The 23,425-nt window shown below is 63.8% G+C and carries 25 protein-coding genes and 2 pseudogenes; 15 read left to right on the forward strand and 12 right to left on the reverse strand.

Features of this window, described 5'->3' with window-relative positions; translation table 11 throughout:
* Window positions 1-51: 51 nt before the first annotated feature.
* A complete protein-coding gene (locus tag ACZ5KP_RS10980) occupies window positions 52-309 on the reverse strand; it encodes a hypothetical protein (RefSeq protein WP_460921457.1) in 258 nt (85 codons plus the stop codon).
* 163 nt (window positions 310-472) lie between these two features.
* On the opposite strand from ACZ5KP_RS10980, the gene ACZ5KP_RS10985 reads away from it, so the two are divergent.
* From ACZ5KP_RS10985 to ACZ5KP_RS11000, 4 genes are all read left to right on the forward strand, one after another.
* The gene (locus ACZ5KP_RS10985; RefSeq protein ID WP_460921454.1) at window positions 473-1,453 is read left to right on the forward strand and encodes a Gfo/Idh/MocA family protein; all 981 of its coding nucleotides are present in this window, start codon (window positions 473-475) and stop codon (window positions 1,451-1,453) included.
* A gap of 471 nt (window positions 1,454-1,924) precedes the next feature.
* The gene (locus tag ACZ5KP_RS10990) at window positions 1,925-3,070 is read left to right on the forward strand and encodes a poly-gamma-glutamate biosynthesis protein PgsC/CapC (protein WP_460921451.1); all 1,146 of its coding nucleotides are present in this window, start codon (window positions 1,925-1,927) and stop codon (window positions 3,068-3,070) included.
* Entirely contained in the window at window positions 3,067-4,428 is a 1,362-nt protein-coding gene (locus ACZ5KP_RS10995) for a Mur ligase (RefSeq protein ID WP_460921448.1), read from the forward strand. The genes ACZ5KP_RS10990 and ACZ5KP_RS10995 overlap by 4 nt, the downstream gene beginning before the upstream one ends.
* Window positions 4,429-4,531: 103 nt before the next feature.
* On the forward strand, window positions 4,532-5,629 hold the full coding sequence (locus ACZ5KP_RS11000; RefSeq protein ID WP_460921445.1) for a poly-gamma-glutamate hydrolase family protein: 1,098 nt from the start codon (window positions 4,532-4,534) through the stop codon (window positions 5,627-5,629).
* A gap of 111 nt (window positions 5,630-5,740) precedes the next feature.
* On the opposite strand, the gene ACZ5KP_RS11005 is transcribed toward ACZ5KP_RS11000, so the two are convergent.
* Window positions 5,741-5,917 carry a hypothetical protein gene (locus ACZ5KP_RS11005; RefSeq protein ID WP_460921443.1) on the reverse strand — a complete coding sequence of 59 codons (177 nt, stop codon included), beginning with the start codon at window positions 5,915-5,917 and terminating at the stop codon, window positions 5,741-5,743.
* 70 nt (window positions 5,918-5,987) lie between these two features.
* Window positions 5,988-6,416, reverse strand: coding sequence for a DUF488 family protein, N3 subclade (locus ACZ5KP_RS11010; RefSeq protein WP_460921441.1), 429 nt, complete (start codon window positions 6,414-6,416; stop codon window positions 5,988-5,990).
* Between the two features lie 100 nt (window positions 6,417-6,516).
* On the opposite strand from ACZ5KP_RS11010, the gene ACZ5KP_RS11015 reads away from it, so the two are divergent.
* On the forward strand, window positions 6,517-7,323 hold the full coding sequence (locus tag ACZ5KP_RS11015; protein ID WP_460921439.1) for an MBL fold metallo-hydrolase: 807 nt from the start codon (window positions 6,517-6,519) through the stop codon (window positions 7,321-7,323).
* 28 nt (window positions 7,324-7,351) lie between these two features.
* Here the strand turns inward: ACZ5KP_RS11015 and ACZ5KP_RS11020 are convergent, their stop codons facing one another.
* The 3 genes from ACZ5KP_RS11020 to ACZ5KP_RS11030 all read right to left on the reverse strand — a co-directional run bounded on the left by ACZ5KP_RS11020 (window position 7,352) and on the right by ACZ5KP_RS11030 (window position 9,673).
* The gene (locus ACZ5KP_RS11020; RefSeq protein WP_460921436.1) at window positions 7,352-8,263 is read right to left on the reverse strand and encodes an aldo/keto reductase; all 912 of its coding nucleotides are present in this window, start codon (window positions 8,261-8,263) and stop codon (window positions 7,352-7,354) included.
* A gap of 109 nt (window positions 8,264-8,372) precedes the next feature.
* A complete protein-coding gene (locus tag ACZ5KP_RS11025; RefSeq protein ID WP_460921433.1) occupies window positions 8,373-8,981 on the reverse strand; it encodes a translation initiation factor IF-2 subunit beta in 609 nt (202 codons plus the stop codon).
* Window positions 8,982-9,097: 116 nt separating this feature from the next.
* Window positions 9,098-9,673, reverse strand: coding sequence for a hypothetical protein (locus ACZ5KP_RS11030; RefSeq protein ID WP_460921430.1), 576 nt, complete (start codon window positions 9,671-9,673; stop codon window positions 9,098-9,100).
* Between the two features lie 194 nt (window positions 9,674-9,867).
* On the opposite strand from ACZ5KP_RS11030, the gene ACZ5KP_RS11035 reads away from it, so the two are divergent.
* Both ACZ5KP_RS11035 and ACZ5KP_RS11040 read left to right on the forward strand, forming a co-directional pair.
* On the forward strand, window positions 9,868-10,206 hold the full coding sequence (locus ACZ5KP_RS11035; RefSeq protein ID WP_460921427.1) for a helix-turn-helix domain-containing protein: 339 nt from the start codon (window positions 9,868-9,870) through the stop codon (window positions 10,204-10,206).
* A 62-nt stretch (window positions 10,207-10,268) separates the two neighbouring features.
* Entirely contained in the window at window positions 10,269-10,874 is a 606-nt protein-coding gene (locus ACZ5KP_RS11040) for an MBL fold metallo-hydrolase (RefSeq protein WP_460921424.1), read from the forward strand.
* A gap of 51 nt (window positions 10,875-10,925) precedes the next feature.
* On the opposite strand, the gene ACZ5KP_RS11045 is transcribed toward ACZ5KP_RS11040, so the two are convergent.
* A complete protein-coding gene (locus ACZ5KP_RS11045) occupies window positions 10,926-11,075 on the reverse strand; it encodes a 50S ribosomal protein L40e (RefSeq protein ID WP_460921422.1) in 150 nt (49 codons plus the stop codon).
* A gap of 160 nt (window positions 11,076-11,235) precedes the next feature.
* Here ACZ5KP_RS11045 and ACZ5KP_RS11050 point away from each other — a divergent pair, with 160 nt between their 5' ends.
* Entirely contained in the window at window positions 11,236-11,637 is a 402-nt protein-coding gene (locus tag ACZ5KP_RS11050) for a YlbF/YmcA family competence regulator (protein WP_460921419.1), read from the forward strand.
* Between the two features lie 49 nt (window positions 11,638-11,686).
* Here ACZ5KP_RS11050 and ACZ5KP_RS11055 read toward each other — a convergent pair whose 3' ends face one another.
* From ACZ5KP_RS11055 to ACZ5KP_RS11065, 3 genes and pseudogenes are all read right to left on the reverse strand, one after another.
* Window positions 11,687-12,415, reverse strand: a complete 729-nt coding sequence (locus ACZ5KP_RS11055) for a sugar phosphate isomerase/epimerase family protein (protein WP_460921416.1) — start codon at window positions 12,413-12,415, stop codon at window positions 11,687-11,689.
* An 85-nt stretch (window positions 12,416-12,500) separates the two neighbouring features.
* A complete protein-coding gene (locus tag ACZ5KP_RS11060; RefSeq protein WP_460921414.1) occupies window positions 12,501-14,702 on the reverse strand; it encodes an amino acid permease in 2,202 nt (733 codons plus the stop codon).
* 411 nt (window positions 14,703-15,113) lie between these two features.
* Window positions 15,114-15,581 (reverse strand): annotated as a pseudogene (locus ACZ5KP_RS11065) (Lrp/AsnC family transcriptional regulator); the annotation flags it as partial.
* A 141-nt stretch (window positions 15,582-15,722) separates the two neighbouring features.
* On the opposite strand from ACZ5KP_RS11065, the gene ACZ5KP_RS11070 reads away from it, so the two are divergent.
* The 7 genes and pseudogenes from ACZ5KP_RS11070 to ACZ5KP_RS11100 all read left to right on the forward strand — a co-directional run bounded on the left by ACZ5KP_RS11070 (window position 15,723) and on the right by ACZ5KP_RS11100 (window position 21,689).
* Window positions 15,723-18,011, forward strand: a complete 2,289-nt coding sequence (locus ACZ5KP_RS11070; RefSeq protein WP_460921411.1) for a nitric-oxide reductase large subunit — start codon at window positions 15,723-15,725, stop codon at window positions 18,009-18,011.
* Window positions 18,012-18,134: 123 nt separating this feature from the next.
* Window positions 18,135-18,347 carry a DUF7557 family protein gene (locus tag ACZ5KP_RS11075; protein WP_460921409.1) on the forward strand — a complete coding sequence of 71 codons (213 nt, stop codon included), beginning with the start codon at window positions 18,135-18,137 and terminating at the stop codon, window positions 18,345-18,347.
* Window positions 18,344-18,736 carry a PIN domain-containing protein gene (locus ACZ5KP_RS11080; RefSeq protein WP_460921406.1) on the forward strand — a complete coding sequence of 131 codons (393 nt, stop codon included), beginning with the start codon at window positions 18,344-18,346 and terminating at the stop codon, window positions 18,734-18,736. Before ACZ5KP_RS11075 ends, ACZ5KP_RS11080 begins: the two co-directional genes overlap by 4 nt.
* A gap of 615 nt (window positions 18,737-19,351) precedes the next feature.
* Complete coding sequence (locus ACZ5KP_RS11085) at window positions 19,352-19,963, forward strand: transcription initiation factor IIB family protein (protein ID WP_460921403.1); 612 nt, start codon at window positions 19,352-19,354, stop codon at window positions 19,961-19,963.
* A 97-nt stretch (window positions 19,964-20,060) separates the two neighbouring features.
* The gene (locus ACZ5KP_RS11090) at window positions 20,061-20,273 is read left to right on the forward strand and encodes a hypothetical protein (protein ID WP_460921400.1); all 213 of its coding nucleotides are present in this window, start codon (window positions 20,061-20,063) and stop codon (window positions 20,271-20,273) included.
* Between the two features lie 107 nt (window positions 20,274-20,380).
* On the forward strand, window positions 20,381-20,980 hold the full coding sequence (locus tag ACZ5KP_RS11095) for a hypothetical protein (protein WP_460921397.1): 600 nt from the start codon (window positions 20,381-20,383) through the stop codon (window positions 20,978-20,980).
* A gap of 121 nt (window positions 20,981-21,101) precedes the next feature.
* Window positions 21,102-21,689 (forward strand): annotated as a pseudogene (locus ACZ5KP_RS11100) (tyrosine-type recombinase/integrase).
* A gap of 56 nt (window positions 21,690-21,745) precedes the next feature.
* On the opposite strand, the gene ACZ5KP_RS11105 reads toward ACZ5KP_RS11100, so the two are convergent.
* Both ACZ5KP_RS11105 and ACZ5KP_RS11110 read right to left on the reverse strand, forming a co-directional pair.
* Window positions 21,746-23,083, reverse strand: a complete 1,338-nt coding sequence (locus ACZ5KP_RS11105; RefSeq protein WP_460921395.1) for an AlbA family DNA-binding domain-containing protein — start codon at window positions 23,081-23,083, stop codon at window positions 21,746-21,748.
* A gap of 18 nt (window positions 23,084-23,101) precedes the next feature.
* Window positions 23,102-23,323 (reverse strand): hypothetical protein, encoded by a 222-nt coding sequence (locus tag ACZ5KP_RS11110; protein ID WP_464761834.1) that lies wholly within the window; start codon window positions 23,321-23,323, stop codon window positions 23,102-23,104.
* Between the last annotated feature and the right edge of the window lie 102 nt (window positions 23,324-23,425).

Here is a 23,425-nt window from a genome sequence, read left to right on the forward strand (position 1 = left end):
TCGAGAGACCGCGAATGAGTCGCGAGAACGCACCTGCCGCGCCCGCGCTGCTCAGGCCGACTCGCGCCGATCGAAGTCGCCGTCGTAGGGGCCCGCCTCGGTGAGCAGCCGGACCTCCTCACGCTGGAGCAGCTCGTCGGTCTTGCGGTCGAGCAGCGCGTCGAACGTGCCGTCGTCGTCCTCGTGGTTCGCACAGAGCTTGCACCAGAAGTGGTGGTTCGTCGGCTCCCAGGAGCGATGCCCCATCGGGCAGACGTAGCGCCAGCGGTCGTGGCGGTTCTCGATCTCGATGTCGACGCGTGCGGGCATGATGGCGATCGTTTGGTACGCAAGCTAAAGGATGGGTGCCTGAAGTGGAGTGAAAGTGAAGGTGCGGGCGGCGGCGACGGTGAATGCGGCGAGCGCGAACGCCGCGGGGAGCACGCCGGGGGTTCGCCGCACCTTTATCCCCGCTCTCGCCGTCGTTGCGGCCATGGACTTCGGCGTGCTCTCGACGGCGGACATCGGCACCGAGGACGTGATTCCCGGTATCCAGAAGAGCGACCACCGGGTGGCCGCGATCGCGTCCCGCGACGAAGAACGGGCCCGGGACGCGGCCGACGCGCTCGGCATCGAGCGAGCCTACGGCAGCTACGAGGCGCTGCTCGCGGCCGACGACCTCGACGCGGTGTACAACCCGCTGCCGAACGGGCTCCACGCGGAGTGGACGAAGAAAGCCGCCGATCACGATCTGCACGTCCTGTGTGAGAAGCCCCTCGCCGCCGACGCCACGGAGGCCGCCGAGGTGTTCGATCACTGCGAGGCCGCAGGCGTCACGCTGATGGAGGCGTTCATGTATCGCTTCCACCCGCGGACGCGCCGGGCGCGCGAGATCGTCGAGACCGAGCTGGGCGAGGTCCGCTCCGCGACGGCTTCGTTCACGTTCAACATGCGGTGGCCGGGCCACGAGGACGACATCCGGCTCGATCCCGACCTCGCCGGTGGCAGCCTGATGGACGTCGGCTGCTACGCCGTCAGCGCAGTCAGGGGGTTCCTCGGCGAGCCCGAGCGGGCATACGCCCACGCCGCCGACACTCGCGATTCGGGCGTCGACACGCAGCTCTCGGGCATCCTCGAGTACGGAGACGGCGTGACCGGGCGGGTCCACTGCGGGTTCGACACGGAGAGCGTCCAGCACTACCGCGTCGAGACGGTCGACGGCTGGCTCGAGGCCAGCGACACGTTCGACGTCTCGCCCGAGACCGAGCCGACGCTGACGTACGCAGTCGACGGCAGGGAGGTCACCGAGACCTTCGACGCGGTCGACCAGTACACGCTGGAGGTCGAGGGGTTCGCCGAGGCCGTGGAGCGTGACGAGGCGCCGCTGGTCGACCGCGCGGAGACGCTGGGGAGCATGCGCACGATCGACACGCTCGCGGAGAGCGCCGCGTGTGGCGAACGTATGTCTATATAGACAGGTACGGAATCCGGTTGGCGTCAGCTCCGCGTCAGACAATTGCTATTCTCCGTGTATGGGGTCTATACGTCCGATATTTCCGGAATATGCTGGCCGTCTCGGCCGTGGTCCGTTCGTTGACAGATTTGGATCGAAGACCGATCGGCGCGCTCCGTGAAGGTCCGTCGCCGGCTCGCGAGAAGATTGTTACATTCGAAATAGCCTGATTTTATGTGGGGTGCTCGCGTTACAGTGGAATGCCGATCCCGGAGCCCTCCAACCGATGCACACCCACTGCCCACCGATAGCGACAGGTATCGCTCCAGTGCCGAACCGACCACGGCCGGACCGGTCCGCGACGACCGGATCGCTGCCGCACTGGTCGCGCTCGAGCCGATCGCGACCGACCCAGTCTGAACCGGTTCGACTGGCGCCGGCCCGCCCTCGTGCGGACCGATCACCGTCCGTCGCTGGGGGTCCCCGCTGACGATGCTCGTCGCGAGTCTCATCGTCCTGCTCGGCCTCGCCTACAGCGTCGTCGCCGTCCAGTTCGCCGACGTCCGGCTGTCCGGCGTGGTCGTGGTGCCGATGACCGCGGTGTACGTGCTCTACGAGTTCGCGATGTTCCCGCTGGCGGTCTTCGGCGTGGCGGTCGCGTACGCGACGATCCTCGCGCTCCGCCGGTGGACGCTGCTGTTCGGGCGGAGCCTCCTCATCGCGGGGATCGTCGCCGGAGCGCTCGTCCCCGTCGTCGCGATCACGCTGCTCTCCGCGGTGAACCCGACGGGACCGGTCCACGTCGCGTTCGTCGGAAGCATTCTCCCCGGCGTCGCCGCGTACAACTACTCGCGAGAGGACCGGACCAAACGTCGCCGCGACGTCGTCGCGAGCCTCGCGGGACTCGCGAGCCTGCTCGCCGTCGGCTACATGCTGGTGAATCCGACGACCGGATCGATGCTCGGCACGAGCACGCCGGCGATCCTGGTCAGCGAGCACTCCGCGGTCGCGGGCGCTCGCGAGGTCGCCGTACCGACCTACCAGTACGAGCCCGCACTGCCCCACTGGATCGGCACGCTGGGGCTGTTGCTCGGGATCGGCGTCACGGAGGGGATCTACGCGCGCTGGGGCGTCCGCCTGACCGGCATGGCGGCGCTCCCGCTGATCGCCCTGTTCACCCTCCAGTATCCCGCGGCGCTCGCGGCGTACGTCGTCGGGATCGCCCTCGTCTTCGCGCTGGTCAGCGCCGTCGCACACGCGACGCTCGTCTACGGACGGGTGTTGCTCTCGTTGGCGATCGGCGCCGGGATCGTCCTCTCGCTCGTGATCGGCGCGGTCGGGCCGGCGCTGCCCGGGTTCGTCCTGCTGTTCCTCGGGCTCCTGACCGGCGTCGGCGGGTACAACGTCCATCGCGTTCCGCCGGCCGAGCGACGGGCCGCGCTGACGCTCTCCGGAGCCGTCTTCGTCTGGTTCCTGGCGGGCTTCTGGGCGGTGGCGTCGGACCCCGCAGTCGCGCCCTCCGTGCCGGCGGTCGTCGCCGGCGGCGTGGTCACCCTGCTGGCCCTGCGAGAGCTGGTCGTGCTCGAGGGGAGCCGGCCCAGCGATCTCGGCGGCCTCCGCGGAGGTGTCGACTCGTGAGCGATCTCCTCGACAGCGTCGCCAGCGGGGCGCGGTCGCTGCTCGGCCGCGGCAGCCGTCACCGCGACCGGCTGGCGGACGTCGAGACGACGATCGTGGTCTCTGGCGTCCGCGGCAAGTCGAGCGCGACGCGGTATCTCTACGAGGCGTTCGAGCGCCGTGGCTACGACGTGCTCGCGAAGATCACCGGCAATCGGCCGGTGTGTCTGCGCGACGGCGAACGCCACCCGATCGACCGCGAGGGCTCCGTGACGCTCTACGAAAACGAGCGGGAGCTGCGCGAACACGGCACGCCGGAGGTGCTGATCCTCGAGAACCAGGCGATCAGCGACTACACCAACTGGGTGTTCAACCGCTACTTCGCCGATCCCGACGTCGTCCTGTTCACGAACGTCCGCCAGGACCACCGCGACACGCTCGGCCGCGACCGGACGGCGATCGCCCAGGCGCTCGCCCGGTCGGTCCCGGAGGGGACCCGCGTGGTCAGCGGCGAGCAGGACGAGCGGATCCGTTCGGTACTCTCCGGCGAGCTGAACCGACGAAACTGCCCGCTCACCCACGTCAGTCTGCCCGAGGGTCGCGAGTCGATCCCTGGCGCCGAGGTGGTCTACGCCGTCGACGCGGTCGTCCACCGGCTCGAAGGCGAGCCCATCGGCGGGCGCGTCCTCGAGGGCTACCTCGAGGAGATGGACGTCGAGTGGACGCGCCTGCCACAGGGGCGCGTGTTCAACGCCGCCTCCGTCAACGACGTCGAGAGCACGGAGGCGATCCGCCGGTCGCTGGCGCGCCAGAACGCGCCGGTGATCCAGCCACTCGTCTACCTCCGGCGGGACCGCAGGGCGCGCTCGGACGCGTTCGTCTCCTATCTCGACTCACTCGCCGAGAGCGGCGTCGTCGAGCAGGCCCGGGTCGTCGGCGAGAACACCGATCCGTTCGCCCGGAAGGCCGACTTCCCCGTCGTCGAGCACGGTCCCGAGGCCGACGCCGACCGCGTCCTCGAGGACGCGCTGGCCGACGACTGGCCCGTCGTGTTGATGGGCAACACCGTCGCCGGGTTCATGCGCGACCTGGAGACGGCGATCGACGAGCGCGCCGCACAGCTGGAGCGGATCGAGGAGGGCCCCAACGCCGGCGAGCGCGACCGGATCGGCGACGATCGCACGGGCCCCGAACCGATCGATATCGACCAGATCGACACCGCCAGCGACGGCGCTGGCGACGCACGCGAGCGGAATCGACGGCACGAAGGCGGCCAGCCCGACGACGAGCAGTCCAGCGACGAGCGCCCCGGCGGCGAGCGGGGTATCGCCGAACGTCCGAAGCCGGCGGGCCCGACGTTCGGCGGCAACGAGAGCTGACGACTTCGGCGACGACTGGATCGAACGACTCGTGGATGCGGGATCGGCCGAACTGGACGACTGAACGCACGAACACCGAACCCACAGCGACACCAGACACGCCATGGACGACACCAACTCAGCGGACGACACAAGCATCGTATCATCACGACGATCGATACTGGCAGCGACGTTCGGCATCCCCGTACTCGGGGGCGTCGGCGTCGGTGCAGCGGACACGGTTCGCCGGCTGACCGACGCGGACCTCGCGGACGCCGAGTCGATCGGCCCGTCGGCGGACGCCGCCGACGTCACCGTCGACTTCGCGTCGGGCCGGCATCCCATCGAAGACGACCGCTACACGCAGATCACGCTCGATCCGGAGCTGCTCGAAGATCTGGACGTCGACGTCGGCGACCAGGTCCGGCTCCACCGCGGCGACACCGACCGCGCGATCTACACGGTCGCCGCGGCGATGACGGAGGCCGACGCCTCGACCGTGCGGATGAACCGCCGGGCGCGGGCGCGTCTCGACATCGCCAACACGGCCTGGGCGCAGGTCGGCGACTACGGCACGGGCTGTCCCGAACTGCTCGGGACGTCCGACCTCGTCGACGAGACCTTCGACGCGATCGCGGACCCGGTCGTCGTTAGCGACAGCTCGATCGAGGCCGCCCAGGAGAACGGCGAACTGGTCGAGGACGCCGCCGGCGACGGCACCGAACTCGCGATCCTCGCTCCACACGGCGGAGACGTCGAGCCCTACACGGCCGAGCAGGCCAGCGACCTCAAGGCGGCGGTCGACGCCGACGCCAGCGTCTGGCGCGCCCTGGGCTACCGCCCGGAGGGCGGCGCCTTCCTGCGCTGGCACGTCCCGAGCGACGCCATCAGCCCGGCCTCCTTCCCGGAGCTGGAGGCGCTGCTCGCCGACGACTACGACCATGCGATCAGCTTCCACGGGATCTGTACGAACCAGGTCCGCGTGGGCGGCGGTGCCCCCGAATCCGTCAAGCAACACGTCGTCGATTCGATCAACTACCACCTGCCGGCGAGCGCCTCCCGTGCCGAGATCGCGAACGGTCGCTTCTCCGCGCAGGACCCGGACGTGCTCGCCAACCGCGCCAGCGGGAACGGCGTCTGGATCGGCCAGCCCCCGGAGATTCGGACGGACCACGCCGACGTGGTCGTTGACGCGGTCGCGAGCGCGGTCGCCGACTGGTAGGACGACGTCGCCGCGACGCGGCGTCCCCACTATTTTTCGAGGAGATCGCGTTCGAGACAGCGCAGACAGGGCGACGGATCGAGAGCGTGTGTTGGTGTGAGTGTTCGCGCGCTATTCCTCGGACTGGTCCGTTGCGAACTCGCCGTAGGGATCGTACCGTGGCTCGCCGTCGACGATCACGATCGACGCCTCCGGATGGCGTTCGATGGTTTCGGCCTCGAAAATCTCTTCGACGGTAACGGCGGGCAGAGCGTCGGGCTCGTCGAGACCATGGTCTGCGATGCCCACTAGCAGTTTTCTTCGTATTGAAAAATCCTCGTGTCGGAAACCCGGATCGTGCTGGCTTAGCGGCCCTCGATCACCCGATGCGGCGCTCGATCTCGTCCCGGAGAATCGTCCGGTGGCAGCGCTTCTTCTGGGTGTTCTCGAAGCAGACGAGGACGACGTCGCTCCCGTCCCGGAGCGTCTCGACCACGCTCGTCACGGCCTCCGATCCCGTCTCGGTCGCGAGATACTCGCGATAGCGATCCGCGAAGTCGACCTCGTCCCAGGCCACGTTCTGGGCGTCGTCGTCACAGATTCCCTGCATCTTGAGCTCCTCCTCGCGCTGCTTGGCGTCGTCGAGGAGCGCCTCCGGCGGCCCGAGCGCTGGTACGTTTTCGTCGACGGCGCCGTGGAACCACGGCGTCGGTCGGCGTACGACGCCGATCCGCTGTGCGTCGTCGGGGAGCTCGACGAGGTCGTGCTGGATCGCAGCGACGTAGGTATCGTGGACCTGACCGGGCACGCTGGTGGGTAGGTGTGCCGGGTAGAAATATCCGCCGTCGGTCGCGAACGCGTTGCCGACATGGCTGGCTTTTCCCGGCCTGGCCGCCTCGCCGTCGGTAGTGACAGTACACGCTTCGGGAGTTCGGTTCGACTGGCTCGGCTACGCGACTGCACGGATCGAAGGCCCGGACGGCACGGTGGTATACACGGATCCGGGCCGCTACGGCGTGCTCGACGGCACCTGGGCGGAGCAGCACCCAGAGGACGCCGCGCGCGACGACCACCCGTCGGGCCCGGCGTTCGACGCCCAGGACGGCGACGTGGTCGTCGTCACCCACGACCATCACTACTCGGACGACGGGATCCACCGGGTCGCCAGCGCCGACGCCACGGTCGTCGTCTACGAGGGCGTCTCCGCGGACGGCGTCGCCGCGAACAGCGGCCGGGACGTCGTCGAACCGGAGGAACTACCGTATGCCGTCGAGCGCGTACGCTACGGCGATTCGATTTCGGTCGGCGGCGATGGGGCGGCAGGGCCCATTGAAATCGAGGCCGTCCCGGCGTACAATCTCCCGGACGGCCCGGACGCGGATCCGGACGTCCCGGTCACCCATCCCTACGAACTGGGCTGTGGCTACGTCGTCACGGTCGCTGGCACGCGCTGTTTCTGGACCGGCGACTCCGACGCGATTCCGGAACAGGAGTCCCTCGACGTCGACGTGTTCCTCCCCTCGATCGCGCGCTCGTTCACGATGGATCGCCACGAGGCGGCCGCGCTCGCCGAGCGGCTCGATCCGGCGATCGTCCTGCCGATCCACTACAATACGTTCGACTCGCTCCGCTCGGAGTCGGACGCCTTCGCGAGCGACGTGGCGAAGCGTTCGGTACCGGTCGTGCTGGACGAGGGCTGGCCCACGGATCTGTAAACGACGATTTCCGGCCCGATCGGCGATCCTACTCGATGTACGTCGTCGGTACCGGCGACTCGCCGGTGGCACCGCGTGCCCGGAGCTCGTCCTGTGTCTCGTCGTCGAGGGACTCGTAGTTCTGTGCGGCTTCGAGGATCGCGGGCACGAGCTTCGGATCGCCGGCGTTCGGGATGGAGGTCATCCCGTTCGAGAGCGAGAAGCGCAGGCACTCCTCGAGCTCCTCGGGGTCGTCGAAGGGCTCGTACCAGGTGTCGTACGGACGCTCGTCTTCGGGCAGGTCGTCGGGCCATGGCCCCTTCGCGAACCCCTTGATGCAGAGCGTGCCGAGGCCCTCCTCGTGGGCCTTCTCCAGCACTGCGTCGTAGTCGTACTCCGGACCCTCCTTCCCGGCGAGGGTGTAGTTGTAGGGAAACATGACGGTCTCGAGTTCGGGCATCCGGTCGATCGCGGACCGAATGAGCGCCGGATCGCCGTGGCTCGTCAGCCCGATGTGGTCGATCAGTCCCTCCTCTTTCGCTTCCACGAACGCCTGGAGCGCGCCGGGATCGTGGTCGCCCTGGGCCATCTCTGGGCTGTACTCGCCCGTGATCGCACGGAGCTCGTCGTAGCTCGTGACGGCGTGGAACTGGTAGAGGTCGAGCTTGTCGACGCCGAGCCGGTCGAGGCTCTGCTGGAGTTCGCCCCAGGCGCCGTAGTAGGTGCGCTCCTGGGTCTTGCAGCCGAGGAAGACGTCCTCGCGATGGTCCTCGAGCGTCGGCGCGAGTTTCAGTTCGGCGTCGCCGTAGGTCGGCGCGACGTCGACGTGGTTGACGCCCGCGTCGAGGACGTCCTGCATCATCGCGTCGGCTTCCTCCTGTTCGAGGAAGTTCAGCGCGATCGCACCGAAGGTCAGGACGCTCGATTCGTGGCCGGTCTCGCCGAGCGGTCTGGTTTCCATGCCCGGCGGTACGCGGCGGATCGTGAAACACCTTGGCCAGCCGGCGAGGCGCGAGCCGTCGCTCTGGCGGACGCGAATACGGAAAAGAACGAATGCAGTCGGGTCCGGTTCAGGCCTTCCGCGCGAACGCGAGGTCGCCGGAGGTCGACTTGATGTAGGCCTGGACGGTCTCGCCCTCGCGAGCGCCCTCCACGAAGATCGTGTACTTGCCCCGGTTGGCGACGCCGTCGCCTTTGCGGCCGGTGCCGGTGACTTCCAGCTCGTAGGTGCCGCCCTCCTCGACGGTCTCCTGTTGCTGGTTCGCGCTGGAGCTGGTGCGCTTGGAGATCGGGCGGAAGGCACCGCAGGCCGTACAGCGCAGCATCTGCGTCCGGTTCTCCTTGACGAGCTTCGTGTCCGGCAGGCCACACTCCGAACAGGTGACGTACTCGGCGATGTATTCGTCGAGGGAGGCCTCGAAGTCCGCGCGGGAGAAGGACCCGCTGTAGCGCGCCTGGCCGCCCTCGTACGTGCCGGCGGTCCCCAGGTCGGCCTGGACGTGGCGGTGGAGGTGGTCGGGCTCGCGGTCGAGGGCGTCGGCGACGCGCTCGATGTTGGTAAAGCGGACGAACGCGCCGTCCGTCTCGAGGGCGGGATCGGGGACGTCGAGGCGGTCTTCCTCGGTCCCGAGCTCGGGGAGATCGTCGTAGGCTCGGTCGAGGCTGGCTTCGTATTCCATACGATTCGAAATGGCCGTCGGGCGTAAAGCGGTTCCGACACGGGGATCGGCAGCGGACGAGACCCGTACGTTCTGCCCTGTCGTCTACGGCTGCTACGACAGGATCGACTGAACGGTCACGATCTGGCCTCGAAGGACCCCTCGGGACCCGGGCCCTCGTATTCCACGTCCACTGTATCGATTGTCGAGATACCATCCTGAGAGCACCGGACGAACAACGTTGCTAACTCCTCAGCCGACGCGCCCCCTCCACCATCCGAGGACCCTGCCGTCAGATCAAGGATGACCGCCTCCCCGTGAGCAACCGCACGGTCGAGGCGAAGCGTCAGACCGATCGAGGGAAGGACCACCTGAACGACGACGAGGAAGGAACTCGAAAAGTCCGTTGTTTCAGCGACGGTGACGGCGCGCTCTCCGTCGATCGCCCGCAACCGCTCGCGGTTCAGGGCTTCCAAGTCATCTTCAGAATCGAACAGGATCGCACGCCGCCTCGCTTCTCCGTGCCCCGTCAGTCCGCCTGCTACGAGGGGAGTATCCTCTCCACTGGTGGACTGCTGCTCCACGAGGGCCGTCGTGGTTTTCAGCGTCTCACCCTCTCTTCCACCCCAATCGAGCGTAGTGAGAACGCCGGCCGTCACGATTGGGAGCGCGACAGCACCCGCGGCGAGGGCCTTTCGTCTGGTCCCCTTCATTCCATTCACGTAATCTTTGTTACGGCCTATACTTTCTGGATTGTATCAGGTACGACGTACAGCTAACGATCAAGGACAGATGGCCATTTTCTCCATTGGCCAAAATGCACTCGTTATCAGCGCACCAATTATCTTTTCTACTTCATGTATTGGCCAGCATCAAACTTTTGTATGGCTGGACATGCAGAATTCGTATGACCACGGCGACGAAGGACGACCGAGACAGGGCAGCCGACGGACTCCCGCTCGTCGAACTGTTCGGCGACACTGCGAGAGCCAGGCTCGTCTCGATCTTCGCGACGGAGCGGTCCCGCGAGTTCACGATCACGGAGCTGGCCGAACAGACGGGGCACACGCGCGCGAGCGTTTACGAACACATCGACGATCTTGTCGCTCTCCAGGTGGCCGAGGAGCTCCAGGTCGGCAAGTCGACTCGCTATCGCACTGCGGATTCGCCGATCGCCGAGAAGTGCTACGAGTGCAGCGGCGTCACGCTCCGGCAGTTGCTCAAGATCGAAGGGAAACTCGACTGACCGATCACGCGGCGGGTTCCGCGGGCCGTAGCTTTTCACGCCGCCGGAGCGAACACGGAACTATGCAAGTCCACACCGTCACCGCCGACGCGGAGACGTTCACCTGCAACGCCTATCTCGTCACCGGTGAGCGAACGGTCCTCGTCGACGCCGGCGCGATGGCCGGCGTCGAGGACGTGATCGCCGAGCACACCGACGGCCTCGACGCCGTCGTGCTCACCCACCAGCACGGCGACCACGTAGAGCAACTGGGTGCCGTCCTCGACGCGTTCGACCCCGAGCTGTACGCCTACGCCGAGCATCCCCGCCGGACGCACGCGCTCGACGACGGCGACGAGCTACAGATCGGCGACGATTCCTTCGAGGCCGTCTACACCCCGGGCCACGCCGCCGACCACCTCTCCTTCGTCAGTGGGTCGACGCTCTACTCCGGCGACGTCGTGGTCCACGACGACGGCGCGTTCGACTACGGCAGCTTCGGCCGGACCGACATGCCCGGGCAGTCCAGAGAGACGCTGATCGAGTCGCTCGAGCGGCTGCTCGATCGGCTGCCTGACTCCGTCGAGCACATGTACGCCGGCCACGGCGGCGAGTTCCACGGCGACGTCCGCGACGTCGTGGAGACGGCGCTCGGCCGTGCCGAGAAACGCGAACCCAAGTACGACTGATCCACGGGAAGACGGCGGGAGAAGACCGCGGAAGAACGAGCGCCGACCGGATCAGGCCGAGCGCGATTCGCGGGCCTTCGGTCGGAGATTGCCGTGACCGCACTTTCGGCAGCGATCGGCTTCCGTTGCGTTCCGGGCGTTGCACCGCATGCAGATCGACTTGTTCAGGAGTCGATCCTCCGCTTGCTCGAATTTGGCCATGGGCGGCGTTGGCCGTGGCTTCGGTTAAGTCTTGTCAGTTTCAGCGAGTCGGCGCTTCGCCGGCAGACGAGTCGGCGGGTGCCCCCGATATATCGGTGTGTTGCCGGCGGAGACGCACCGTTCCGGCAGCTTGAAACGCGTTCGTCGGCAACGGGCTCGTATGAGCATCGACGCTGACGTCGAGACGGAAACGAGCGTCGGAACCGAGGCCGACGCCCTCGCTCGCGAGCTCGGCGAGGCGATCACCGGACTCCCCGAGTACGAGCGCTACGCATCGGCGAAAGCCGCCGTCGAGGACCACGAGACGGCACAGGAGCGCATCGCCGAGGTCGAGCAGCTCCGCGAAGAGTTCATGCTGGCCCGCCAGATCGGCGAGGCGAGCCAGGAGGACCTCCAGGCGCTCCAGTCCGCCCAGAGCGAGCTCCACGAGCTCCCCGTGATGGAGGAGTATCTCGAGGCCGAGGCCGCGCTGACCGGCCGTCTCGAGGCGATCAACGACGCGATCTCCGACCCACTCGACATGGACTTCGGGCAGAAGGCCGGCGGCTGCTGTGAGGACTGACCGGCGAGCGTAGCGTTCTGCTGGGATTGGGCGGAGCGGATTCCTGCTACTACTTCAGGTTCAGGAGATACTGGGCCGAGTCGTCCAGCGAGTCGAGGGGATCGGCGCCCTCGTACTCGTAGACGTACCAGTCCGCGCCGATCCCGGCGGCGGCGTCTGCACAGGCCTCGAGGTCGACGTCGCCCTCGCCGAGGGGCACCGACTCGTCGGATGCGACGTCGACATCCGCGAAGTGGACGAACTCCGCACGGCCGTCGAGCCGGCGGAGCCACTCGGCGGGGTCCTCGCCCGCGCGCAACGCGTGGCCGACGTCGAGTTCGATCGGGATCTCCGTCGCGGCGAGGAACGCCTCGAACGCCACGCCGTCCTCGATCGGCTGGAACTCCTGGTCGTGCGTGTGGTAGTGAAGAGTACAGTCCGTGTCGTCGAGCTCGTCGGCGACGGCCTGGAGCCGGGTCGCGACGCCGGCGACTCCTTCCATGCTCTGGAAGTACTCCTCGCCCACGCCCGGACAGATCAGGTCCGTACAGCCCATCCGCTGGTAGCGTTCGGCGAGTCCCGTGGGGTCGGCCTCGAGGTCGTCGAGCCCGACGTGTGCGCCGGCAAGATCGAGCCCGTTCCTCGAGAGCATGGACTTGACTGCGTCCGGCTCGTGGTCGGTCTCGCGACCGGCAAGCTCGACGGCCTCGAACCCGGAGGCAGCCACCATCTCGAGCAGATCTTCGAGCGGACTGTCGACGTCACGGAGGGTGTAGAGCTGGATCGCCGTTCGTGCCATAGTTCCCACTACGACAGCCAGCGGAAAGGGTTTGTGCAGCGTTCACGGGTTCGAAATCTGGTAGGCGGTTACTACGGTGCCCGCACTAGAACAGGAACCGTTCGAGCAGCCGTTGCCGGACGGTCGGCCGGTCGGACTCGTGGGCGTAGACGGAGACGTCGAGACTGCCGTCGAACCCCCGCCACGGCGTGTCGAGGAGGACGCTCCGGAGCCGGTGGTCGCTGCCCCGGTGGACGGTCACTGGCGGGATCCCATCGGCCTCGGCGTACTCTCGATCCACGCTATCCCGGCCGTCGACGTCGCCGTGCCAGTGCCTGGTGGGAACGGAAAGCATGCCGTCGACGCGTTTGAGGTACTCCTCTCGCGCCGCCCGTTGCTGGTCAGGAACCGCCTCGAGGCTCCGGTCACGGAGCAGGAGCTGTCCGTTGTTGGCCTCGGCGATGGCCTCCGCGACCGACACCGCGAGCGGGTCGAACGGCCCGCCGTCGCCGACGAGTGCGACCTCCCGGGGCGAGACGTACTCGCCGTCGCCGACCAGAACGACGTCGCAGTGCGCGTGGCGAACGATCCAGTCGACGGGTCGGCCGAGGATGCGGGAGCGCAGCCGGAGCCGCTCGTGCTCGGTGACGAGCAAGTCGACGTCGCGGTGGCGCGCGAGGTTGACAACCGCGTGTTTGGTGTCGTGGCTGACGACCTCCGCGACCTCGACGTCCACGTCCAGCTCGGCAGCGAGGGACTCGGTCTGCTCCTCGAAGCGGATCTCCGCCGGCGACTGGGTCTCGGCGGCGTAGTCCAGCGGCGTCTGGTCTGCCGTCTCCTCGAACCAGACGACTGCCACGCGGCCGTCGTGTGGCCGCACGAGGTCGGCGGCCAGCTGCAACAGCGCGCGCTCTCGATCCCGATCGACCTCGCGGGTGAACGCCAACAGTACCTCGTACGTCTCGGACTCGATCGCGGACTCGGTGTCCGCGAGCACCGTCTCGCCGACCTGTCTGCGGACGGCGTCGGCCATCGCGCCCTCGCGCTGGACGCGCGGTCGCGCGTACGCCAGGTACCAGAGGGCGCTTCCGACCGTGATTCCCACCGCTGCGACGATCGGGACCAGTCCCATCTGGGTAAGAAGCAGGAGTCCGCTGACGACGCCGAACACCTGCATCCAGGGGTACAGCGGCGAGTGGAAGCTGGGCTCGTAGTCGACGTGGCCCTCTCGAAACGCGACGACGGCGACGTTGACGAGGACGAACACGAGAATCTGGAACGCGCTCGCGAGCTTCGCGATCTCGAGGATCGGGACGAACGCGATCAGCGCCAGCAACACGGCGCCGGTGAGCGAGATCGCGACCGACGGCGTGCCAAAGCGGTCGCTGACGTCGGCGAGGGACTCGGGGACCAGCCCGTCCCGTGCCATCGCGAAGGGGTAGCGCGAGGAGGAGAGGATCCCGGCGTTTGCCGTCGAGATCAGTGCCAGGATGGCTGCGACGATGACCGCCGCGACGCCCGGATTGCCGAGCGTCGCCTCCGCGGCCTCGGCGACGGGCGTCTGGGAGCCGACGATCGCGCCGTGGTCGGTGACGCCGACGATGATCGCGACGACGAGCACGTACAACAGTGTAGTGAACGCCAGCGATCCGAGGATACCGATCGGGATGTTCCGATCGGGGTCTTCGACCTCCTCCGCGACGCTGGCGACCTTCGTGACGCCCGCGTAGGAGACGAACACCAGTCCCGTCGCGCCGAGCAGTCCGCTGACGCCGCCGTCGAGGAACGGATCGAAGCTACCGCCGGAGACGCTCGTCGAGCTCCCCGCGACGAACCACGCGAGCGCGGCGAGCATCACGACCACGATCGCGACCTGCAGCCGCCCGGTCTGCTTCGCGCCGAGCAGGTTCACGCCGATCAACACGACAGCGAGGCCGAGCGCGACGGGTTTGACCGGCAGATCGAATACCAGCACGAGGTAGGGGACGCCGCCGACCAGCGCGAGCCCGCCCTTGAACGCCAGCGAGAACCACGTCCCGACGCCGGCGATCGTCCCGAGCATCGGCCCCATCCCCCGCTCGATGTAGATGTACGTCCCACCGGCGTCGGGCATCGCCGTCGCCATCTCGGACTTCGAGAGCGCGGCCGGCACGACGAGGACGCCGGCGAGGAGATACGCGAGTACGACGGCCGGGCCGGCCATCTCCAGGGCGAGCGCGGGAAGAATGAAGATGCCACTCCCGATCATCGCCCCGATGCTGATCGCGAGGACCGCGGGGAGGCCGAGGTCGCGTTCGAGTTGCTTCATTGCCTGAACGGTAGTCGGGGACTCGATCGGCAGCGGCGTGTCGTCGGGGGTCCGTTCGCCTGCGATCGGATCGATGTGTGTGCGCCGTAGATACTCCCTGATACCGGACGGGAGTGGTTAAACTCCCCGAAGTAGGTAACGAGGCGCGAAAATAATGGCACCTTTTCTGGCGATTCGACAGGGTCACTGTCAACGCCACACGCCGCGGAACGTCGATCAGTTCGTCTCGGTCCCGCCGGCGTTCTCGGCGTCCGTTCCCGCGTCGTTCGCCTCGCCGTCGTTGGTCGGAACGTCGTTCGGTCGAGCGTCGTTCGCCCCGTCGTTCGACAGGCCACCGCTCGCTTGTTCGTCGCGTTGCCCGGCGTCGGTACGCTGCCCCACGTCCGCTCCCTCGCCGTCCTGGCCGTCGTCCACGTCCCCGGTCCGGAAGCCGTCGAAGGCGCCCGTGTACTCGTTGCGGATCACGTCCTCGTCGACGACCTCGAGACCGAGCTCGTCCAGGTCGCGGCCGATCCGGCTCAGGTCGTCGCCGTCCGTGCCCACTGCGCTCACCTGCACGTTCCCCTCCCCCGTCATGACCTCCGTCACCCGCACGACGCCGGGCACGTCGACGGCCGCCGAGGCGAGCTCTTCCCGACGGGGAACGGGTGCTGTACAGACGATCCGCGTGTACAGCTGGTAGCCGACTGTTTCGTAATCGACGTCGGCGTGGTAGCCACGGAGGATGCCACGGTCCTCGAGGCGGCCGATGCGATTCCGGACCGTACTCGCGGAGACGCCGGCCGATTCGGCGATCGTTCCAGAGGAGATCCCACGTGCGTCCCGCTGGAGCGCGTAGAGGATCGCCCGATCGAGTTCGTCGATGCCGTCGAGCGTCACGGTGTGGCGTTCTCTCGCGAGTGTATAAATGCCCGTCCCCATGCTCGGCGAAACCGAGCGACCGCCGAAAATGTTCGGTGGGGTTTCGAGCGCGTTGGACTCGGAACCGGTGCTATGTCCCGGGTGCCGGAATCGCCGGGTATGGAGGTCACCCGGTCCACCATTGCGAAACTCCTCGCGATCGTGTTCGTCGTCAACCTCGTCGTCATGGCTGGCGGAGCGCTGTACTCCTACCAGCAGACGCCGCCGATCCCCGACGCCGTCGAAGGGCCAGACGGCGAGACGATCGTCACCCAGGAGGGCGTTCAGGACGGCAAGATCGCCTTCCAGCAGAACGGCCTGATGAACCACGGATCGATCCTCGGCAACGGCGCCTACTACGGCGAGGACTACACCGCCGACGCGCTCGATCTGAAGGTGCAGTTCATGCAGGAGTACTACGCCGACGAGCGCTACGGCACCGCGTACGAGGCCCTCGATCCGCCCGAGCAGGCCAGCGTCGACTCGCTCGTCGAGACCGATCTGGAACGCTCGGGCACCGGCGGCACGCTGCAGTACACCGCCGCTGAGGTGTACGCCCACGAGCAGGTGCGCGAGGTCTACGTCGAGCGCTACCACGAGGGCGATCACGAGCGAGGCGTCCCCGAGGGAATGATCGACTCCGAATCCGACGCCCGCGAGTTCGCGGACTTCGCGATGTGGACGGCGCTGATCGCCTCGACGGATCGGCCGGGCTCCGATAGCTCCTACACGAACAACTGGCCGTACGCGCCACTGGCCGGGAACACGCCGACCGGCGGAACGATGATCTGGAGCGTGATCAGCATGGTCCTGCTCGTCGCCGGTGTGGGGATCGGCGTCTGGCTCTACAAGGCCGTCCAACTCCCCGAGCCGGAGGTCGACGCCGTCCAGGTGCCCGAGCCCGACGAGATCGCGCTGACGCCCAGCCAGCGCGCGGCGACCAGGTTCCTCCCGGTGGCCGCCGGGCTGTTCGCAGCGCAGGTGTTACTCGGCGGGTTGCTCGCACACTACTACGTCGAGCGAGCCGGCTTCTTTGGGATCGAGGAGATCTTCGGGACGCACGTCCTGCAGATTCTGCCCTTCGCGATCGCGAAGACGTTCCACCTCGATCTGGGCATCCTCTGGATCGCGACGCTCTGGCTCGCTGCGGGACTGTTCCTCCCGCCGCTGCTCACCGGCCACGAGCCCGACGGCCAGCACCGCTACGTCCACGTCCTGCTGATCGCGCTCGTCGTCGCCGCGGTCGGCGGGCTCGCAGGCGTCTGGCTCGGCGCGAACGGCTACATCGACGGCGAGCTCTGGTGGATCATCGGCAACGAGGGGCTGGAGTACCTCGAGGTCGGCCGCCTCTGGCAGGTCGGCCTGCTCGCCGGGTTCGTCATCTGGACCGGGCTGGTCGCCAGGGGGTTCCGGCCGCTGCTCCAGCGGGAGTCCCGCTACGGTCTCGCGCACATGATCATCTACGCCGGCGGCTCGATCGGCCTGCTGTTCGTCGCCGGGATGTTCTACACGCCCGAGACGAACATCGTGATGACGGAGTTCTGGCGCTGGTGGGTCGTCCACATGTGGGTCGAGGGCGCCTTCGAGTTCTTCATCGTCGCCATCATCGGGATCACGCTGGTCTCGATGGGGCTGCTGAAGAAGCGCTCTGCCGAGAAAGCCGTCGCCTTCCAGGCGCTGTTCGTGATGGGCAGCGGGATCATCGGCGCCTCCCACCACTACTGGTGGGTCGGCCAGCCCGACGTCTGGCTCCCGCTGGGGACCGTCTTCTCCACGCTGGAGCTCATCCCGCTCATCCTGATCCTCTTCGAGGCGATCAACGAGTACCGCGCGATGGCCACCGGCGACGACTTCGCCTACACCCTGCCCTTTACCTTCATCATCGCCTCCGGCTTCTGGAACTTCGTCGGCGCGGGGGTGCTCGGCTTCTTCATCAACCTCCCCATCATCAACTACTACGAGCACGGCACCTACCTCACCGTCGGCCACGCCCACGCGGCGATGTTCGGCGCCTTCGGCTTCCTGGCACTGGGCATGGCGACCTACATGCTCCGGATCGCGACCGTGCCCGAGAAGTGGACCGAGCGCCGCCTCCGCTGGGCGTTCTGGTGCTGGAATATCGGCCTCGCGGTGATGGTCTTCGTCTCCGTGCTCCCGGTGGGGTTCATCCAGCTCGAGACCGCGTTCACGGAGAACTACGACGCCGCACGCAGTCTGGCGTTCTACGAGCGGGACCTGATCCAACTGCTGTTCTGGGCGCGCCTGCCCGGTGACACGCTGATCATCGTCGGCACGCTGATCTTCTGCTGGGACATGGTGGCAAAGCGATTCGCGCTGCGAGACGTCTCGATGCCGCAGGACGCGCCGGGGTCGATTCCGGACCGGCTGCGGGCGGAGGGGGACGACTGAATTCGAGGTAGCGTCACGTTCCGAGTTGCTCTCGAATCGGTTTGCTACATTCTGCTGTTCGACGAGTCCGCTCCCGCACTGTCGGGAGAACTGCTTTGTATACTCGCCCGTATACGGTTCTGTGTGAGCAAGAGCATCCGCGTCGATGAAGACACCCATGCCGCGCTCGCCGCCCTGAAAGGGGACGACGAGACGTTCGACGAGCTCCTCAGCCGACTCGTCGAGAAGCGTCGCCAGAGCGTCCACGATGGCGCCGGGCTCTGGGAAGATACCGACGCGGCCGAACGGGCGCGCGACGCTCGAGCGGAGATGAAGCAGGACGTCGGTTCGCGATGACGTGTTACGATAGCAGCGTCCTCGTCGACTACCTCGACGGGGACGAGGACGCAGTCGAGTTCGTCGCGAACCGGGCCGAAGAGCGTGCCGTAGCGCCGCCGATCGTCGCGTTCGAACTCTACCAGGGAGAGGTGTTCAAGACCGGCACGACGGCGTTCGACGACCTCGAGGAAGCGCTCGCCTGGCTCGATATCGTGGAGGAGACGCCCGCGATGGCGAGAGCCGCCGCAGAGCTTCAAGACCAACTCCACCAGCAAGGCGCTGCGCTCTCGGCTCGCGACGCGTTCATAGCCGGCTCGGCGATCGAGCTCGGAGAGACGCTTGCAGTCGCTGACGACGACTTCGACGTCGATGGGGTTCGGGACGCGCTCGACGTTGCGTTCGTGTGAGTGGGCGAGTGCTCAAACCAGACGCTCTTCGTCCTTCAGATAGATGTGGACTGCGAGTACCGTATTCGTGCTATCTCTCTGGATGCGTTTGAGTTTGTGGATACATCGGAGCGATGCCAAACCGCGATCCGACTTGAAGCGAAAATTAACGGTGGTTACTACCAGATCAGCGATCTCGGCCGGGCATATCTCGTCGGAGATATTGATGCCGACCGACTCGAACGGGATTAGATATTCGGCGACCAGATAAGGACCATTCTTTATAATCCTTCAGACCAATGATAAACCATGGTTCATCCCCGGGCTACAGACCCTGGTGCCAATTACCGCGCTCAGAATTCCTATTCTCGTGAGCGCGGCTTGGGTGAGTAAGGAAGGATCCGATAGAGGAAGGGATCGGACCCCCTATTTAAGTTTCCGCCCACTCCGGCCGATTTCTCGATCCTAGGTGCAGTCTCCGCAGTACTACTTACTTTGATTATTGGTTTTTTAGTGGGCGGGTTCATAGGCGTCAGCTACCTTGCGAAATTCACTGTTGAGCGGATTGGTGACCTAATTGTGGCTCTCGTTGCAGCAGAGGTCGCAGTCTGGCATCAGACCGAACGGTGAGAGTGCGTGATAGACCAGCTCATTCGGACAAAACCAAACGGTGAAGACCTCACAGAGGTGGTTAATCGGTATTTCAAGCATATTGGCGATGAACTAGGTGCTTCCGACAGCACCATCCAGGTCGCACAGGCGATTTATCGACGATCTCTTGACGAGAAGGTTATCGAATATAGTACGGTTGGTCAAATCGTTGTAGCATCATTCCACGCAGCAGCACGAATTGAGGGGGAACCATATGAATTTGAGAATATTGCAAATGCGCTTTCGGAGGATATGGCGCCACAACATTCGATATACACTAAATTAGTATCAGACTTGGAACTGGAGGTTGGCCCCGTAGATCCTAAGGAGTACGTGCCCCGCTATGTTTCAAACCTTCCGGTAGATGATGAACAGGTCGGGGCATATGCCAACGAAATTTTGGAAGCGAGCGAGGGACGGATTAATTTCTCAGGTAAATCGCCACGTGGTCTTGCAGCAGGTGCAGTATACCTCGCTTCATTAATGTCGGGTAATAAAGTGACACAGCAACAGGTGAGTGATGTTTCAGATGTACACATTGACACAATAAGAAGTAGGTTCAATGAGCTTGCCTCTGCCGTCGGCATTAGTACTTGAAATATATTGAATCTGTAGTGGCGTTCGAAAATGACATTATTGAGATGAGAAGAAGAAACGTCTTTATTTTATATGGACATGGCCGAATGGGATATCCATGACTGAGGAGGAGATTGATTCGGAAGAACCGGCCGGTGGTTACGTCGATATTGAATATTCTCCATCGAATGAGTTCCATCTTAAACTAGATTTGAGCGGAATGCCAGACGGAGTGACCCGCTTGATCGATCAGATCGCGGGAACACTGGCAGACTGGATAGAGACTTTGCGTGAAGAAGGAATTGAAGGCAAATCCAAGGAAGAGGGTTAAATGCCATAAGAGATTACGTATTCTACTGCTGGAAGTCTGGCGTGAAAAGAATTGAAAGTCATTGGTTTGAGTACAATTTTAAGTGCAAAGTCGCATCTGAATTCACCATGCCCTTACCCCACATATCTCTCATCGTTCAAGCTAGAATTGTCCCTCAAGTGGCTGTTATTGGAGGTGTACATGGATTAGTTGAATCTCCTGTATTTTGGGGTCTCTTCATCCCGGCGACAGTAACTGTCGGGGGCAGTTTTCTACTGTATCGGAGGAAACAAAATCGGGAGAGGGAACGCCTTCGAAAAGCATTCCTTGCCGAGCTTTACGCAATGGACTCTCTCAAGCCAGAACCGGTTGAAGATGTTGTCTATTCCTTCAACCAACTACAAAGCGCAATGATACCTCAAGGAGAAATGATGCCATCTCAGGTATATTCTCAGAATTTACACCAACTTGGGAAACTCCATCCGGATGAGGTGCAATCTTTGATTCGGCTTTATACATTACTGGACAAATACAAGCGAGATACGAAGATGTTCGAAGAAAATCCTCATGTCGCTCTTCGAAGGTATCGAGCCCACATTGAACACTTAATTCGGATGGGTGAATTCAGGTTGCAAGCTATTCGGGAAATTGAATCACGCCTTGACACGGAGTACAATCCCGAGGATATGCATACAGAGATCGATTGGTCTACTCAGGAAGTCGAGTAAATTGGCGGAAGTCCGCTTTACGCTCAAGTCGGACGGATTCCGGCTCGATCACGCCGCCCACCACACCCAAACGCCTATCTACGGGACCGAAGCTGACCGGGAAACGGGCTACCCGGACAGCATGAATCTGCGAGAACACGACAATCGAGACGACGTGAAGGTCTGGCTCAGCCAGTCCGAAGTAGCACAGTTCCTCGATCGCGCCGACGGCACCCAGCAGCGACTCGCATTCGCACTCGGTGCGCGCTGTGGGCTCCGCTCCCACGAGGTCCTCGACGTAGCGCCCGAGCACGTCGTCGACACCGATGCCGGGACAGTCCTGCGCGTTTGGCATGGGAAGGGCGACCAATTCCGCGAGACACTCGTTCCGCGCGATCTCGCCACGACGATTCGAATCGTTGCCGACGTGCGCGACGCGCCAGCGAACAGCCCGCTCCTGGAGGTCACCAGCACACGATCGCTTCGGCGATGGGTCCGGTCGACTGCCGAGGAGCTTGCGGATGAGACTGGCGGGGACGGCTGGAATCACTTAGCGTTTCACGATCTCTGACGGATGTGGGCTACGTCGCTTTCAGCCTCTGACGTAGATCCGCTCCTGGTATGTGACTGGGGCGGCTGGAACAATCTGGAAACCTTCCTCGATCACTACCGGGGGACGTATTCCACGGAAGCACAGCGGCGGGAAAGGGAGAAGGTCACCTGGCTCTGAGGAATGTCATTCGAGTATTAATTCTATGTGGCAACTGACACAGATGTTAAAAACAATCACGAGAAGACCTCTCTACCGAGCACCACCTCAAGATCCCAAAGGGCGGCTCTGAATTCTCGTGTTCTGTCCCAGGCTTTTTGTCTCTCGTAAAGTGGCTGTAACTCAATTAGTTGGTCGGCGATATCCGGAATCAACTCCCGTATCTCCATTTCATCAAGGCTTCGGGGTTGGAAATCTCGACGCCAGTCGGAATATTTCAGGGTGTATCCACTATTAGATTCTAGCAAATATCGAACACGGTCGTCCATTGTGTTACCTATTTTCCGTTTGCAGGTTTTTAGATCACCGGTGACTGCATCAGTTGAAGATTGATCAATTAATTTATCAAAGGAGTCACTGTCGTTCATAAGCAGTAGAAGCTTCCCTGCCCTCTCCAGACGATGCTGCTTATTTGGGGTCTCCAGTAAGATATCTCTCCAATATTCTTTACCAGTCTTTTCTATCCAATAAGAACCAAGTTGATAATTTTTCAAAGCGCTCTGCGTGAGAAACCGAATTGCAACCTCGTCAAGTCGGAGTTCTTCGTGATTTGCATAATATTCCCAGAGTGGGCCCGGTTCGATGTAGTCATCACCACGCCCCTGCCACTGTGCAATATCTTCATTTAGTTGCCCATCCAGTGTAGAGGCTGGTTCCCGAGTGATTCGCTGAGCGACTGCGAGATCGGCTTCATCTTCATCTCCGGTGGTAGCCAAGGGAACATCGGGTGCATTCTCAAAGGTGCCTTCAAGCCGATCTATCCATTCAGGCCCTAACTCAACGGCTTTGTGGATTCCGTCAAGAATTTCATCCCGCTGTTGACGGATTCGACCGTCAATTATCGATTCCAGCTCCTCTCTCCCTGCCACCTTCTTGCCGGAAGCTTTTCTAATGAAGACAAGACCCTCGTGGATCAATCTATTCCCAGAGGTATCATTGATGTGCTGACTGATCACTGCAGGGGGTTCCCTGAGTGGTCTCACAACTAGGACTCCCCAACTATCTCCGCTGTCCTCAAAGGTATGCCATGATAGTGTCGGTGCTGGATCGATATTACTATCTACAATTTCCTGAATGTCACTATCGTCGTAGCTGAAGAGGTGACGTGGGCCAGAGCCATTGTATGTATCGCTATCATCAGAAATGCCCACGATATTGCCGTCATCATCTACCCCTACGAACAGATAGTGTTCCTTCCGATCAGACAGTACATTCGCAAGAGATGCCATATCTCGTATGAACTCTGCTTTTTTCGGGGCGATTCCCCCGATGTTGTAATCTACTTTGAAGTCAACCCAGGCATGTTCATCACCGCCCAATTCATTCAACAGATCTTTAGCCTCGCTCTTATCCATCACCATTGCCCACTCCCTTTAGAAACTTAAACCACTCTGCCAACTAATGTTAGTAGAGTATCTATGCCCCTCAATGAGCGTCAGTTCCCACTCGCTCGAGTCCTTGCGGTCGACATGGACGTGGTGCTCGCCGTCCAGGTCGCCCGCCTCGTCGAGGAGTCCATCGAGCCGGAGATGGTCCTTCGGGATCGTTACGCCAATTGTGTCCGAATCGAGCTTTCGGAGTTTGTTCAACGCCACGCGACTACTCGAGGCACGTATTCTTCGCTATCGCTTGTCGTCGGGGATTCGGAAGGAAAATGGGCCAACTCGGATTGTGAACCAGAGGAAGACGGTCCGGGG

The organism is Salinarchaeum chitinilyticum, assembly GCF_055390775.1.